13 protein-coding genes are annotated in these 14165 nt (G+C 61.7%); 9 read left to right on the top strand and 4 right to left on the bottom strand.

The genetic code is table 11. From position 1 onward, the window contains the following. Positions 1–40 precede the first annotated feature (40 nt). From H4684_RS09055 to bioA, 4 genes are all read right to left on the bottom strand, one after another. The gene (locus H4684_RS09055) at positions 41–1483 is read right to left on the bottom strand and encodes a sodium:proton antiporter (protein ID WP_092190716.1); all 1443 of its coding nucleotides are present in this window, start codon (positions 1481–1483) and stop codon (positions 41–43) included. Positions 1484–1973: 490 nt separating this feature from the next. Beyond that, positions 1974–2438, bottom strand: a complete 465-nt coding sequence (locus H4684_RS09050; protein WP_092190714.1) for a universal stress protein — start codon at positions 2436–2438, stop codon at positions 1974–1976. Between the two features lie 43 nt (positions 2439–2481). Next, positions 2482–3924 carry a sodium:proton antiporter gene (locus tag H4684_RS09045; protein ID WP_092190712.1) on the bottom strand — a complete coding sequence of 481 codons (1443 nt, stop codon included), beginning with the start codon at positions 3922–3924 and terminating at the stop codon, positions 2482–2484. Between the two features lie 68 nt (positions 3925–3992). After that, complete coding sequence (gene bioA, locus H4684_RS09040) at positions 3993–5276, bottom strand: adenosylmethionine--8-amino-7-oxononanoate transaminase (RefSeq protein ID WP_092190710.1); 1284 nt, start codon at positions 5274–5276, stop codon at positions 3993–3995. A gap of 86 nt (positions 5277–5362) precedes the next feature. Here bioA and queA point away from each other — a divergent pair, with 86 nt between their 5' ends. The 9 genes from queA to H4684_RS08995 all read left to right on the top strand — a co-directional run bounded on the left by queA (position 5363) and on the right by H4684_RS08995 (position 14128). Further along, on the top strand, positions 5363–6448 hold the full coding sequence (gene queA / locus H4684_RS09035; RefSeq protein WP_092190709.1) for a tRNA preQ1(34) S-adenosylmethionine ribosyltransferase-isomerase QueA: 1086 nt from the start codon (positions 5363–5365) through the stop codon (positions 6446–6448). A gap of 55 nt (positions 6449–6503) precedes the next feature. Beyond that, positions 6504–6743: a 4Fe-4S dicluster domain-containing protein gene (locus H4684_RS09030; protein ID WP_092190708.1), complete on the top strand. Its 240-nt coding sequence runs from the start codon at positions 6504–6506 to the stop codon at positions 6741–6743. Beyond that, positions 6740–7801, top strand: coding sequence for a 3-methyl-2-oxobutanoate dehydrogenase subunit VorB (locus H4684_RS09025; protein ID WP_092190706.1), 1062 nt, complete (start codon positions 6740–6742; stop codon positions 7799–7801). Before H4684_RS09030 ends, H4684_RS09025 begins: the two co-directional genes overlap by 4 nt. Positions 7802–7803: 2 nt before the next feature. Next, positions 7804–8565, top strand: coding sequence for a thiamine pyrophosphate-dependent enzyme (locus H4684_RS09020; protein WP_092190704.1), 762 nt, complete (start codon positions 7804–7806; stop codon positions 8563–8565). After that, positions 8562–9125: a 2-oxoacid:acceptor oxidoreductase family protein gene (locus tag H4684_RS09015; protein ID WP_092190702.1), complete on the top strand. Its 564-nt coding sequence runs from the start codon at positions 8562–8564 to the stop codon at positions 9123–9125. Before H4684_RS09020 ends, H4684_RS09015 begins: the two co-directional genes overlap by 4 nt. 73 nt (positions 9126–9198) lie before the next feature. Then, positions 9199–10011, top strand: coding sequence for a shikimate dehydrogenase (aroE, locus tag H4684_RS09010; RefSeq protein ID WP_092190700.1), 813 nt, complete (start codon positions 9199–9201; stop codon positions 10009–10011). Continuing rightward, on the top strand, positions 10008–10580 hold the full coding sequence (locus H4684_RS09005) for a DNA-3-methyladenine glycosylase I (RefSeq protein ID WP_192623487.1): 573 nt from the start codon (positions 10008–10010) through the stop codon (positions 10578–10580). Before aroE ends, H4684_RS09005 begins: the two co-directional genes overlap by 4 nt. Positions 10581–10725: 145 nt before the next feature. Continuing rightward, positions 10726–11883 (top strand): alcohol dehydrogenase-like regulatory protein ErcA, encoded by a 1158-nt coding sequence (gene ercA / locus H4684_RS09000; RefSeq protein ID WP_192623486.1) that lies wholly within the window; start codon positions 10726–10728, stop codon positions 11881–11883. Next, positions 11867–14128, top strand: a complete 2262-nt coding sequence (locus H4684_RS08995) for a PAS domain S-box protein (protein WP_192623485.1) — start codon at positions 11867–11869, stop codon at positions 14126–14128. The genes ercA and H4684_RS08995 overlap by 17 nt, the downstream gene beginning before the upstream one ends. Positions 14129–14165 lie beyond the last annotated feature (37 nt).

Here is a 14165-nt window from a genome sequence, read left to right as displayed (position 1 = left end):
CAGTATCTCCGTGGCGGCAGGGCCGCCTCTTTGCTTGCGATTAACGGAAGAAAAGGAAGGTCATGAGCACGAAACAGGGGACCAGAATACCCACGGACCAGGCCATGTAGCCAAAGAAACTGGGCATCTTGATTCCGCTTGATTCGGCGATGGACCGGACCATGAAGTTGGGGGCGTTGCCGATGTAGGTATTGGCACCCATGAACACCGCACCCGCCGAAATCGCCATGAGGGTGTGCACGTGCTCCATCAGGAATTGCGCATCGCCACCGGCGGTGTTGAAGAAGACCAGATAGGTCGGAGCGTTGTCCAGGAAGCTCGACAGTGCGCCGGTCAGCCAGAAGTACATGGCGTTGTTGGCCACGCCGTCCACGGAGACCATGGCGATGAGGCCCGACAAGGCGCCGTCCATGCCCGCGCGCAGGATGGCGATGGCCGGAATCATGGTGATGAAGATACCGGCGAAGAGCTTGGCCACCTCGACGATGGGCTCCCAGTTGAATTCGTTGCGGCGGCGGATTTCAGCGGCCGTGGTCTTGAGACTCACCCCGGCCAGAACCAGCAGCAGCACGTCACGGGCGATGTTCTGCAGCTCGACATGCACGTGATAGATCACCACGCCGCCCTCGGGCTTCCACATGCCGCTCATGAGCACGCCGCCGACCACGCCGGCCAGCAGGAGCAGGTTGAAGGTGCCTTCCAGGCGCAGCTTGCCGTCCTGGCCCGCATCAGGCGACTCGGGGCGTCCTTCCTTGCTGAAGAGCACCGTGTCGATGACGAAATAAAGCGTCAGCAGAATGATCGACATGACCACGAAAGGCACAAACAGATGCTTTGTGGTCCAGAAAAAGGACACGCCCTTCAAAAATCCCAGAAACAGCGGCGGATCGCCCAGGGGCGTGAGGCTGCCGCCGATGTTGGCGACCAGAAAGATGAAAAATACGATGGTGTGAACCTTATACTTGCGGTGCGAGATGGCGCGCATGAGCGGACGGATGAGCAGCATGGCCGCGCCGGTGGTGCCCATCCAGCTGGCCAGCAGGGTGCCGATGAGCAGAATGACCGTGTTGACCACCGGCTTGCCCACCAGGGAGCCGCGCAGGCAAACGCCGCCAGCGATGGTGAACAGGGAAAAAAGCAGGATCAGAAACGAAACGTACTCCAGGGCGATGGTGTGCACCACGGAATACAGCGCCAGCTCGTAACCGTGGCCGATGGCGAAGGGAACCAGGAACGCCACGCTCCAAAAAGCTGCCACCTTGCCGTAATGATGGTGCCAGAAGTGCGGCACGGCCAGAGGCATGACGGCGATGGAAAGAAGCATGCACGCAAAGGGAACCACCCAAAGCACGCCCAAATGCTTGCCGATCTCCGCAGCCTCATGGTGCAGATCCCCCCCGGAGGCCCAAACATCCGGCAAGACGCCAAGAACCCCCAGCCCGATGACCGCCAGGCAAAAAAACCAGACAGAACTTTTTCGCATCCGATGTTCTCCTTATTGACCACCACCGGGAGGTGGCGACCAGTTCGCTGACATGAAAGGCGCCACGAAGACGCCCAGCCTCTCCCCTTTATCCCTTGCAAGCGAAAAAGCAGACCCGTCTCCGACGCGTGTCATCTCCGGACACCGAAAAAGATGAAATAATGAACTCTGCGGCCCTGTCCGGAACATGATTGCCCGGAAACGGAGGCGGTCGGTCGGCACGCCGCGACCGCCAAAGACCTGATTTTTCGCACGGCGGGTCAATATGCCATATCGCCGCACGCGGCAAGACCCCTGCAAAACCCCCTGCCTGTCTATGTAAGCGGGCAGTCCGCGTCTTCCTCGCGCGCCCTGCGAAGGAGGTCCTGTTTTCATTGACCAATTCGTACAAAAAAGATTCGGATTGAATCGCCAGGAGCGCACAAAAAAACCGGCCCCCTTGATGAGGGCCGGTCCTGATTCGATGTTGAAGAGGAGGTTGCCGGTCGTATTACAGCCCGCAAGCGTCCTGCAGATACTTCAGGCGCAGGTTACGTGTGACCAGCACGGGGCAGGTCGCGCCTTCGAGCACGCGGGTGACCACGCTGCCCATGATCACGTTCTCGAGCACGGACAGGCCTCGCGAACCAATGACAATGAGGTCGCAATCAAGCTCGTCCTGAACGTTCAGAATGGCGTAGTCTGGCCGACCGCTACGCGAAATCAGTTCCACGTCCATGCCGCAGGGCTCAAGCAGTTTCTTGTATTCCTCGAGCACGGCCATGGATTTGGCCTCGGCGTTGGCGCGCAGCTTTTCGGCCATTTCGCCGCCGATGGTCATGTTGATGGGCTCCCATACATTGAGCAGATAGATCTTGGGGTACTTGGAATTGACCAGATGCGCGCCATACTTGGCCGCGTTTCTGGAAGAATCCGATCCATCGACCGGAATGAGTACACGTTCAACTTTGATCATAGTCATATCTCCACGGCGGATATTCCCGCCTCAAAGGTCTTGATTAATGGAAGAAGAGAATGTTCATAAGAACGAAACACGGCACCAGAATGCCTGCGGACCAGGCCATGTAGCCAAAGAAGCTGGGCATCTTGATGCCGCCCGTTTCAGCGATGGACCGGACCATGAAGTTGGGGGCGTTGCCGATGTACGTGCACGCCCCGAAGAAAACCGCGCCTGCTGAAATGGCCAGCAGGGTTCCCACTTCGGTCATGAGGCGCTGCGCATCGCCGCCGGCCGTATTGAAGAACACGACATAGGTCGGGGCGTTGTCCAGGAAGGCGGACAGGGAACCGGTCAACCAGAAGTACATGGTGTGGTTGTCGAGGCCCTCGGCGGTCTTGACCATGGAGATGATGCCGTTCAGGGCGCCGTCCATGCCCGCGCGCAGGATGGAGATGGCCGGGATCATGGAGATGAAGATGCCGGAGAAGAGCTTGGCCACTTCCCGGATGGGCTCCCAGTCAAACTCGTTGCGACGGCGGATCTCCGGGGCCGTGATCTTGAGGCTCACGAAGGCAAGGGCCAGCAGCAGCACGTCGCGCAGGATGTTCTGCAGTTCAACGTGGACTTCATAGACGGTGATTTCAACGCCGGGCTTCCACATGCCGCTCATGAGCACGCCGGCGACCACGCCGCCCAGAAGCAGCAGGTTGGCGGTCCCTTCAAGGCGCAGCTTGCCATCCTGGCCTGCGTCGGGAGACTCGGGGCGACCTTCCTTGTTGAAGAGCACCGTGTCGATGACGAAATAAAGCGCCAGCAGAATGGCCGACAACACAGCAAACGGGATGAACATGTGCACCGTGGTCCAGAAGAAGGACACGCCCTTCAGGAAGCCCAGGAACAGCGGCGGATCGCCCAGGGGCGTGAGGCTGCCGCCGATGTTGGCGACCAGGAAGATGAAGAACACGATGGTGTGCACCTTGTACTTGCGGTGCGAGATGGCGCGCATGAGCGGACGGATGAGCAGCATGGCCGCGCCGGTGGTGCCCATCCAACTGGCCAGCAGAGTGCCGATCAGCAGGATAATCACGTTGACCTGTGGCTTGCCCACCAGGGAGCCGCGCAGGCACACGCCGCCGGCGATGGTGAAAAGGGAAAAGAGCAGGATGATGAAGGAGATGTATTCCAGAAACAGGACATGCAGCACATTGTAGACGGCCAGATCGAAACCGTACACCAGGGCGTATGGCACGATGAAGGCCGCGCCCCAGAAAGCGGCGACCTTGCCGTAGTTGTGATGCCAGAAATGAGGGATCGCCAGCGGCATGATGGCGATGGACAAGAGCAGGCCCGCGAAGGGCACGACCCAGAGCACGCCCATCTGCTTGCCGATTTCGTCCGCCGCATGATGCAGTCCCCCGGCAGCCCAGACTTCAGGCAAGACGCCAAGCACTCCCAGGCCCATGACTGCCAGGCAAAAAAACCACACAGAACTTTTCCGCATCCGATGTTCTCCTTCTTGTGTTGCCGCCAACGCGGCAGCCGGTCGTTTGTGATCAAGACTAAGGGGCATCAACAAAAATGCTCCGCCACAACCTTGATCAAGGATTTGGTCAAAAAGGCCAGGTCCTGGTCATCCGTGATGTATGGCGGCATCACGTACACCAAACGGCCAAAGGGACGAACCCAGACGCCCTCCTCGACAAAAGCGGTCTGAATTTCGGCCATGCGCACCGGATCCTTGAGCTCCACCACTCCGATGGCGCCAAGGATGCGCACGTCCGAAATGTAGGACAAATTTCGACACGGGGCAAGGCCGATTGTCAGCAAACGCCCGATCCGCGCCACTTGCGAGGCCCAATCGTTATCAAGAAGCAGGCCCAGGGACGCCCTTGCCACGGCGCAGGCCAGAGGGTTGCCCATGAAGGTCGGGCCGTGCATGAACACTCCTGGCTCTCCCGAGCAGACCCCCTCGGCCACGCGATCCGTGGCCAGAGTCGCGGCCAGGGTCATGTAGCCCCCGGTCAGGGCCTTGCCCAGGCACATGATGTCCGGGCTGATCCCGGCGTGCTCGCAGGCGAAAAGCTTTCCCGTGCGCCCGAAACCCGTGGCGATCTCGTCGGCGATGAGCAGCACGTCGAAGGCGTCACAGAGTTCTCGCACGCGCTTGAGGTACATGGGATGGTAGAAGTACATCCCCCCCGCCCCCTGCACCACGGGTTCAAGAATCACGGCCGCGATCTCGTCATGATGGCGCTCAAGGGTTTCGCGCATAGGGATGATGTCGCTTTCGTCCCACTCGTCGCCGAAGCGGCAGCGGGGACGCTGCACGAAATGGTGCCTGGAAAGAACGCCCGAGAAGCTCTCGTGCATTCCGTTCACGGGGTCGCACACGCTCATGGCCGCAAACGTGTCGCCGTGGTAGCCGCCCCGGATGGTCAAAAGGCGGTTCTTCCCTTCCCGGCCTCGGCAGATCCAGTACTGGTAGGCCATCTTGATGGCGACCTCGACGGCCACCGAGCCGGAATCGGCCAGGAAAACCTTGGTCAGGGGCGCGGGCGTCAGCTCGACCAGGGTCCGGCAAAGCTCGACGGCCGGCGCATGGGTCAGGCCGCCGAACATGACATGGGCCATGCGGGAGAGCTGGTCGGTGACGGCGGCGTTCAGAACGGGATGGTTGTAACCATGGATGGCCGCCCACCACGAGGCCATGCCGTCGACGAGCTCCCGGCCGTCCGCGAGCCGAAGGCGCACGCCGCGCGCGGAGACGACCTCGTGCACGGGCAGGGGATGAGTCGTCGAGGTGTAGGGATGCCAGATGTGCTCGCGGTCAAAATCAAGGATGTGGTTGGTCATGGGTTCGCCGGTGAGGTTTTGCACTGTTCGGAGGAATTGCGCTTCGCCGTGGCTTGGGCTAGCAGCACGTGGACACGAGGACAAACATGACTGCTATTCCACCGGAATTCAATCTTCAATCATATGATTTCGACCTGCCCGAGGCCCAGATAGCCCAGGACCCGACCGAAAAGCGCGGGGCCTCCCGGCTGCTGGTGCTGGACCGGGACAGCGGCGAAGTGCGCGACGCCATGTTCGCCGACATCCCGGACCTTCTCCCGCCGGGCGCGCTGCTGGTGGTCAACAACACCAAGGTCCTGCCCGCCAGGCTCATCGGACGCAAGGAGTCCGGGGGCAAGGTCGAGTTCCTGCTGCTCACGCCCCTGGCGCTCATAGAACCAGGCGCAAACGCGGACGGCACCAGGACCGCCGAGGTCGAAGGGCTGCTCAAGGCGTCAAAGGGACCGCGCCAGGGGGACCGGCTCCTTTTCCCGGGCATCGAACTGCGCGTGCTCGAAAAGGGCGAGTTCGGCAGGGCGAAGGTTTCGATGCGCTGGGCCGGCGACCTGGCCGAACATTTCCTGAAGCAGGGTCACATCCCCCTGCCCCCGTACATCCACCGCAAGGACAAGAGCGAGGATCGCACCCGCTACCAGACCGTCTACTCCCGGGAAGACAAGCTCGGCTCCGTGGCCGCGCCCACCGCCGGCCTGCACTTCACCCCGTCGATCATGGACGCCCTGGCCGCGCGGGACATCCGGATGGCCGAAGTCACCCTCTACGTCGGCTACGGAACCTTCAGCCCGGTGCGCGCGCACGATATCCGCGAGCACGTCATGCACGCCGAATACGCCGAAGTGTCCGAGGAAACGGCCCGCGCCATCGCCACGGCCAAAAGCGAAGGACGCCCCGTCGTCGCCGTGGGCACGACCACCTCCCGGACGCTGGAGAGCATGGCCACGGCCCTGGGGGAAATTGGTCCCTACAAGGGCTGGACGGACATCTTCATCCGCCCCGGCTATGGCTTTAAAGTCGTGGACCAGCTCATCACCAACTTCCACTTGCCCCGCTCTTCCCTAATCATTATGGTCTGCACACTCGCGGGCAGGCAACAGATTATCGATGCCTACAACCACGCGGTGCGGCAGGGTTTTCGCTTTTTTTCGTACGGCGACGCCATGCTCATCCGCTGATCCGCCCGACAGGAAATTCTTGATCATCAACACTATCCCCCCGTGGAGGTATTCCATGTCAAGCAGAGTCGAGTTCCGGGAAGACCGCTGCAAGGGCTGCCTGCTCTGCACCGAAGTCTGCCCGACCGGCATCATCCAGCAATCGAGTCGATTCAATCAGAAGGGATACAAGGTGACCGAAATCGCCCCCGACATGATGAGCGAATGCAAGGGCTGCGCCTTTTGCGCCATGATGTGTCCGGATTATGCCATCAACGTGTACACGACGAAGTCGGCCAAAGGAGGAGGAAAATGAGCACTCCCAAACGCATCTTCGTCAAGGGCAACGAAGCCATCTCGCGCGGTGCCCTGGCCGCCGGGGTGAAGTGCTTTTTTGGCTACCCCATCACCCCCCAGAACGACATCCCCGAATTCATGTCCACGGCCATGTTCGAGGCCGGCGGACAGTTCGTGCAGGCCGAGAGCGAAGTGGCCGCGGCCAACATGCTGCTCGGAGCGGCAGGGTGCGGCATCCGGGCCATGACCTCGTCGTCGAGCCCCGGCATGTCCCTCAAGCAGGAGGCCATTTCCTACATGGCCGGCAGCGAGCTCCCCGGCGTGCTGGTCAACGTCAGCCGCGGTGGCCCCGGCCTCGGGGACATCGGCCCCTCCCAGGGCGACTACTTCCAGTCCGTCAAGGGCGGCGGACACGGCGACTACAAGCTGCTGGTTCTGGCGCCGGGCACGGTGCAGGAAGCCTACGACCTGACCATCAAGGCCTTTGACCTGGCCTTCAAGTACAGAAATCCGGTCCTGGTGCTGGCCGACGCCATCATCGGCCAGATGAAGGAGCCTGTAGTACCGTGGGTGCCCGAGAACCTGGACCCAAACGAAGGTCAGGACTGGGGCCTGCAGGGCGCCAAGGACCGCGATCCGCGCCTTCTGAAATCCCTCTTCCTCGACGACGGCGCGCTGGCGGGACAGAACCAGAAGCTTCAGGCCAAGTACCAGGCCATGCAGGCCGAAGTGGATCAGGAGCTTTTCCTGACCGAAGACGCCGAGCTTGTCGTCGTGGCCTTCGGATCCATCGGCCGCATCGTCAAGAGCACGATCCGCAAGCTGCGCGCCCAGGGGCACAAGGTCGGGCTGGTGCGGCCCATCACGCTCTTCCCCTTCCCCTCGGAAGTGCTCCTGAACCTGGCCAAGGAAGGCAAGCGCTTCCTGACCATCGAGCACAACATGGGCCAGATGGTGGAAGACGTGCGCCTCTCCATCCGGACCGTGGCCGATTCGGCGTTCCATGGCCAGCTGCCCGGCAATCTGCCCACGCCGGATGATTTCGAAGAACCCATTCTGAAGGCGCTGGAGGGATAAGCATGACCCAGGAAATTCGCGTCACCAACTATCCCGAGGTCCTGACCGACCGGGCCTCGCATTACTGTCCGGGCTGCCATCACGGCACGGCCCACCGTCTGGTGGCCGAGGCCATCACGGACCTGGGCCTGGTCGACAAGACCATCCTCGTCGGTTCCATCGGCTGCTCGGTCTTCATTTACAACTACCTCACCCTGGACGCCATCGAATCGCCCCACGGCCGCGCTCCGGCGGTGGCCACAGGCGTCAAGCGCGCCCGGCCGGACAAGATCGTCTTCACCTATCAGGGCGACGGCGACCTGGCCTCCATCGGCATGGCCGAGATCATGCACTGCGCCAACCGGGGCGAGAACATCACCACGATCTTCGTCAACAACACCGTGTACGGCATGACCGGCGGACAGATGGCCCCCACCACCCTGGTCGGCCAGAAGACCACCACCTGCCCCGGCGGACGCTGCAGCGAGAACGAGGGCATGCCCATCCGCATGACCGAGATCATCGCCTCCCTGGGCGGCGTGGCCTTTGCGGAACGGGTCGCGGTCAACAACATCAAGAACATCAAGAAAGCCCGGAAGGCCGTGACCAGAGCCTTCGAGTATCAGACCAAGGAAGCCGGCTTCTCCTTTGTGGAAATTCTGGCCACCTGCCCCACCAACTGGCGCATGACCCCGCTTCAGGCCAACAAGCGCATTGAAACGGAAATGATCCCCTACTTCCCTCTGGGCAACTTCAAAGACGTGCTGGCAAAGGAGGAGAAATGAGCATTTACCAGGATGCAATCATCGCCGGATTCGGCGGCCAGGGCGTCATGCTCATCGGCAATCTCCTGGCCTACGCGGGCATGAACGCAGGGCTCAACGTGACCTACATTCCCGTATACGGACCGGAAATGCGCGGCGGCACTGCCAACTGCACCGTCGTGGTCTCCGATGACGTCATCGGATCGCCCATCATCCGCTCGCCTGTGAGCCTGATCATCATGAACGGCCCGTCCCTGGACAAGTTCCAGCCGCAGCTGCAGGACGGCGGAGTCCTGATTCTGAACTCCTCGCTCATCGACCCGGCCCAGACCGACAAGAACCGGGTCAAGGTCTACGCCGTTCCGGTCAACGAGATCGCCGACGGCCTGGGCAATACGCGCATGGCCAACATGGTCGCCATCGGCGCCTACGTGCAGGCCACGGGCATCATGCCGGTCAAGCAGGTGCAGGACAGTCTCGATTCGGTCATCTCCTCGCACTACAGCCACATGATTCCCAAGAACGCGGCGGCCATTCAGGCCGGCGCGGATTACGTCATCGCCAACGGTCAATACGCTTAACGATCCCCGGGGCCCTCGCGGGCCCCGTTTTTTTCCGCACCCATCCTCCACCTGAACCGTCCGAGGTGCGACCATGCTTCTTCTAGGCATCATCGGCCACCCCCTCGCGCATACCCTGAGCCCCGTCCTGCACAACTGGGGCTTCCGGGAGCTGGGCATAAAGGCCTCCTACCACGTCTGGGATACGCCCCCCGAAAAACTCGCCGCCTTCATGGCCGCCCTGCGCACCCTGCCCATTCACGGGGCCAGCGTGACCATCCCGCACAAGGAGACGGTCATGCCCCTTGTCGACAGGCTGACGGACAACGCCCGCGACATCGGCGCCGTGAACACCCTCTACTGGCAGGACAAAATGGTCTGGGGCGACAACACCGACGTGACCGGGTTCATGGCGCCGCTCCTCGAACGGGGTACACCCCCCGGCACGGCCCTGGTCCTGGGCGCGGGAGGGGCCGCCCGCGCTGCGGTCTGCGGCCTGCGCCAGGCGGGATGGAAGGTGCTTCTGTCCGCGCGCACGGGAGGCCGGGCCGACCGCCTGGCCCAATCGTTTCAGGCCGAGCATGTGCCCTGGGCCGACCGGCACGACGTGCGCCCGAGCCTGCTGGTCAACACCACCCCGCTTGGCATGTCCGGTCCCTTCCAGGCCCTTTCACCCTGGAAATCGTCCCTGACTGGCATCTCCCTGGTCTACGACCTGGTCTACAACCCCAGGGAAACCCAGCTTCTGGCCCAGGCCGCCCGAGAAGGCGCGGCGACCATCCCCGGCCTGCCCATGTTCGTGCACCAGGGACTGGCCCAATTCGAACGCTGGACCGGTCAGCGCTTCCCCATCCCGCGCGCCGTCTCCCTGCTGGAAGAGACCCTGGCCGCCCGGGGCAAGGCATGATCCGCTGTCCCTGGCTTGATCTCTCAAAGCCCGACTACGTCCGCTACCACGACGAGGAGTGGGGGGTGCCGGTCCGCGACGACCGCGTTCTTTTCGAGTTCCTCATCCTTGAATCTGCACAGGCCGGGCTGTCTTGGTACACGGTGCTGCGCAAGCGGCAGGGATACCGGGCCGCCTTTGCCGGATTCGATCCTCAAAAGGTGGCGCGGTTCACCGCCCAGGACGTGGATCGGCTGCTGCTGGATCCCGGCATCATCCGCCATCGCCGCAAAATCGAGGCGACCATCGCCAACGCCCGCGCATTTCTGGAAGTGCAATCCCGCTTCGGCACTTTTGCGTCCTATCTGTGGGACTTCGTCGACGGCCGCCCCATTGCCCACGACATCCGGGCCCTGGCCGACTACCAGACCACCTCGTCCGAGGCCGACGCGCTGGCGCTGGACTTCAAGCGACGCGGCTTTTCCTTTCTGGGCGGGACCACCTGTCATGCCTACATGCAGGCCGTCGGACTGTTCAACGATCACAGCCGGGACTGCTTCCGCAGGGAGGAAGTGGCCCGACAGGCCTGAGCAGCAGGACTTGTCGCCCCCGCTGGCCTTCGTCTTTTGCTCCCGGAGCAAAAACGCGCAAGCCAACTTATTCTGGCACATCAAGCCGTACCGTGCTAAAAATAAGTATTGGGCAATTCATCCAAAACGCTCTTGGGGGAACAGCATGAACTTCACCGATCTGCGCAAATTCGTCGCTCCGGAAACGATTTTCGGGGTGGGCGCGGTGGATCTGGCCGGGCAGTACGCAGGCAAATTCGGCATCACCAGACCCCTTGTCGTCACCGACGCAGGCGTGCTCGCTGCCGGATGGGCCACAAGAGTCCTGGAGAGCCTCGCCGCCTTCGACATCGAGGGCGTCATTTTTTCGGACATCACCCCCAACCCCAAGACCGCGGAGGTCATGGCCGGTGTCGCGGCCTATGAAGCGGGCGAATGCGACGGCATCGTGGCCGTGGGCGGAGGCAGTCCCATGGACTGCGCCAAGGGCATCGGGATCGTCGTCTCCAACGGCGGGCACATCCTCGACTACGAAGGCGTGGACAAGATCATCGTGCCCATGCCCCCGCTCATCTGCATCCCGACCACGGCGGGCACTTCGGCCGACGTGTCCCAGTTCGCCATCATCAACGACACGGACCGTAAGACCAAGATCGCCATCATCAGCAAGACCATCATCCCCGATGTGGCCCTCATCGACCCTCAGACCCTGATGACCAAGAGCCCGTACCTCATCGCCTGCACGGGCATGGACGCGCTGGCCCACGCCATCGAGGCCTTTGTCTCCAGCGCGCATTCGCCCATGACCGACGTGCACGCCCTGGAAGCCATCCGCCTGGTTCACGGCAATCTGCTGGAATCCTTTCTGCATCCCGAGGACATGGAACTCAAGGCCAAGACCATGCTCGGCAGCATGCAGGCAGGGCTGGCGTTCTCCAACGCAAGCCTTGGCGCGGTGCATGCCCTGGCCCACAGCCTGGGCGGCTACAAGGACCTGCCCCACGGCGAATGCAACGCCCTGCTCCTGCCGCATGTGGTGGACTACAACTTTTCGGCGGCGCCCGAACGATTCCGGGTCATCGCCGAAAACATGGGGCTCGATTCCCGGGGCATGGGCGCCTCGGAAGTGCGCGCATGGCTCATCGAATCCATGACCGGCCTGCGCAGCGCCCTCGGCATCAGGGACAGACTGGCCTCCAAGGGCATACGCGCCAGCGACATCCCGGTGCTTTCGGACAAGGCGATCCTTGACCCCTGCCTTGTCACCAACCCCAAGACCGCCAACAAGCGCGACATTCAAGTCATCTATGAAGAAGCAACCTGAGGAGGGCGTGACCGGTACCGCATCGCTGCGCGACAAGATCGTGGGTCTTAGCGAGTCTTCAGGACGCAAAAGCTACTACCCCATGCTGCAGCAAAAGATCCGGGAGCTGCAGGGCGAAATCGCCGATCGGCACCGAGCTGAAGAGACGCTGCGCGAAACCCTGAAGCGCATCGAACGGCAGCAGGCCGTCATCGCTGAAATTTCGACGCATCCAACCGTTTTTCATGGCCTTCTGCAAGAAGCCGCCCCCATGATCACGGCCCGGATGACCCACGCCATGGACGTGGCCCGGGCCAGTCTGTGGATGATGCAGGCCGACAGGCTTTGCTGCATGGACAAGTTCGACGCGCCAGGAGGGGAGCACACTTCCGGGACCTGCCTGGAGTGCGGCAGGTTCGACACCTATTTCGAGGCCATCAAAAAAGGCCCCGTCATCGTGACCGACGCCCTGCAGGACCCGCGCACCCGCGATTTTTCCCCGAAATATCTCGAAGCCAACGGAATCGCGTCCATGCTCGACGTGCCGGTGCTCATCGATGGAGAACTGACCGCCGTCATCTGCTTCGAGCATGTCGGAGAGCCACGTGCGTGGCAGCCGGACGAGGTCACTTTCGCCAGCCGCATCGCCGATCAGGTCGCGCTCATCCTGGCCGGCCAGCGCCGGCGCATAACCGAGGAGCAGCTGCAAAGCGCCCACACCGACCTGACGCGCAACCTGCGCTTCACCGAGGTGCTGCTGGACGCCATTCCCATCCCGATCTTCTACAAGGACTCGGAGCGGCGCTATCTGGGCTGCAACCAGACCTTCACCGACATCATGGGCATTACCTCCGAGGCATTGCGAGGCAGGACAGCCCGGGAGTTATGGCCGGACCTCGCCGATGCCTACGACAACAACGACCAAAGCCTGCGTCAGGACACCCGCAAAAGCACGTACGAATCCAAAGTCCGCGACAGGAATGGCGACCTGCGCGAAGTCATCTTCGCCAAACAGATCTTTTTTGATGAATTCAAGAACGCGCAAGGCATCATCGGATCCTTCGTGGACATAACCGAACGCAACCGTACCGCCAAGGAAACCCAGCGCTTGCGCACCCTGCTCGCCAACATCATCAACTCCATGCCGTCCATGCTCATCGGAGTCGATGCCGACGGCCGCATCGCCCAATGGAACCAGCAGGCAGCGCTGGTGACCGGCGTGAGCGAAGCCCAGGCCCAAGGCCGGCCTCTGGGACAGGTGGTACCCTGGCTTGGCTCCGAAATGAGAAAGATCCGCCAGTCCATCGCCAGCAAGAAACCCTTGTTTGAAGGCAAACTGAGCAGGGTGGAGCATGGCGAGACCATGTACGAAGACGTGACCATCTACCCCCTGATCACCAACGGCGTGGAAGGCGCGGTCATCCGCATCGACGACGTGACCGAAAAGGTCCGCATCGAGGAAATTCTGATACAGTCGGAGAAGATGCTCTCTGTCGGCGGACTGGCTGCCGGAATGGCCCACGAAATCAACAATCCTCTGGCTTCGATCATGGGCAACGCCCAGGTCCTGGAAACCAGACTCCTCCTGCCGTTGCCGCAAAATGAATTGGCGGCGCAGGAAGCGGGCATCACCCTTGAAGCACTGCAAAGCTATCTTGAGAAACGGGGAATTCCGAAAATGCTGAACTCCGTGCGCAGTTCGGGGGCACAAGCCGCGCAGATCGTAAGCAACATGCTCAGTTTCAGCCGCAAGAGCGAACCGGTGCTGGCCCCGGAAAACATCGTGGAACTTCTCGGCAAGACACTGGAACTTGCCCGCACCGATTACGACCTGAAGAAAAATTACGATTTCAAAAAAATCCGCATCGTCCGCGAATACGAAGACAATCTCCCCAAAATCCAGGGCTCGGCGAGCAAGCTGCAGCAGGTCTTCCTGAACCTGCTGCGCAACGGAGCCGAGGCCATGGGCGACAAGATCTACCCGGCGGAACAGTGGCCGCAATTCACGCTGCGGGTGAGAAGAAATGCACCGTGGGTGCGCATTGAACTGGAAGACAACGGACCAGGGCTTTCGGAATCCGTGCGCAAACGGGTGTTCGAACCATTCTTCACCACGAAGTCCGTGGGCAAGGGCACGGGGCTTGGACTCTCCGTTTCCTACTTCATCATCACCGAGGAGCACGCAGGCATGATGGCCGTGCAGACGGCCGAGGGAGAATGGACCAGGTTCATCATCGACCTGCCGGTCGCGATGTCGTCAAAATGAACACGGCAGGCCCGGGAGCCTGCCGTTTGAATGAGTA

Source organism: Desulfomicrobium macestii, from assembly GCF_014873765.1.
GTDB lineage: Bacteria > Desulfobacterota > Desulfovibrionia > Desulfovibrionales > Desulfomicrobiaceae > Desulfomicrobium > Desulfomicrobium macestii.
This window is presented reverse-complemented; position numbering and strand designations above follow the sequence as displayed.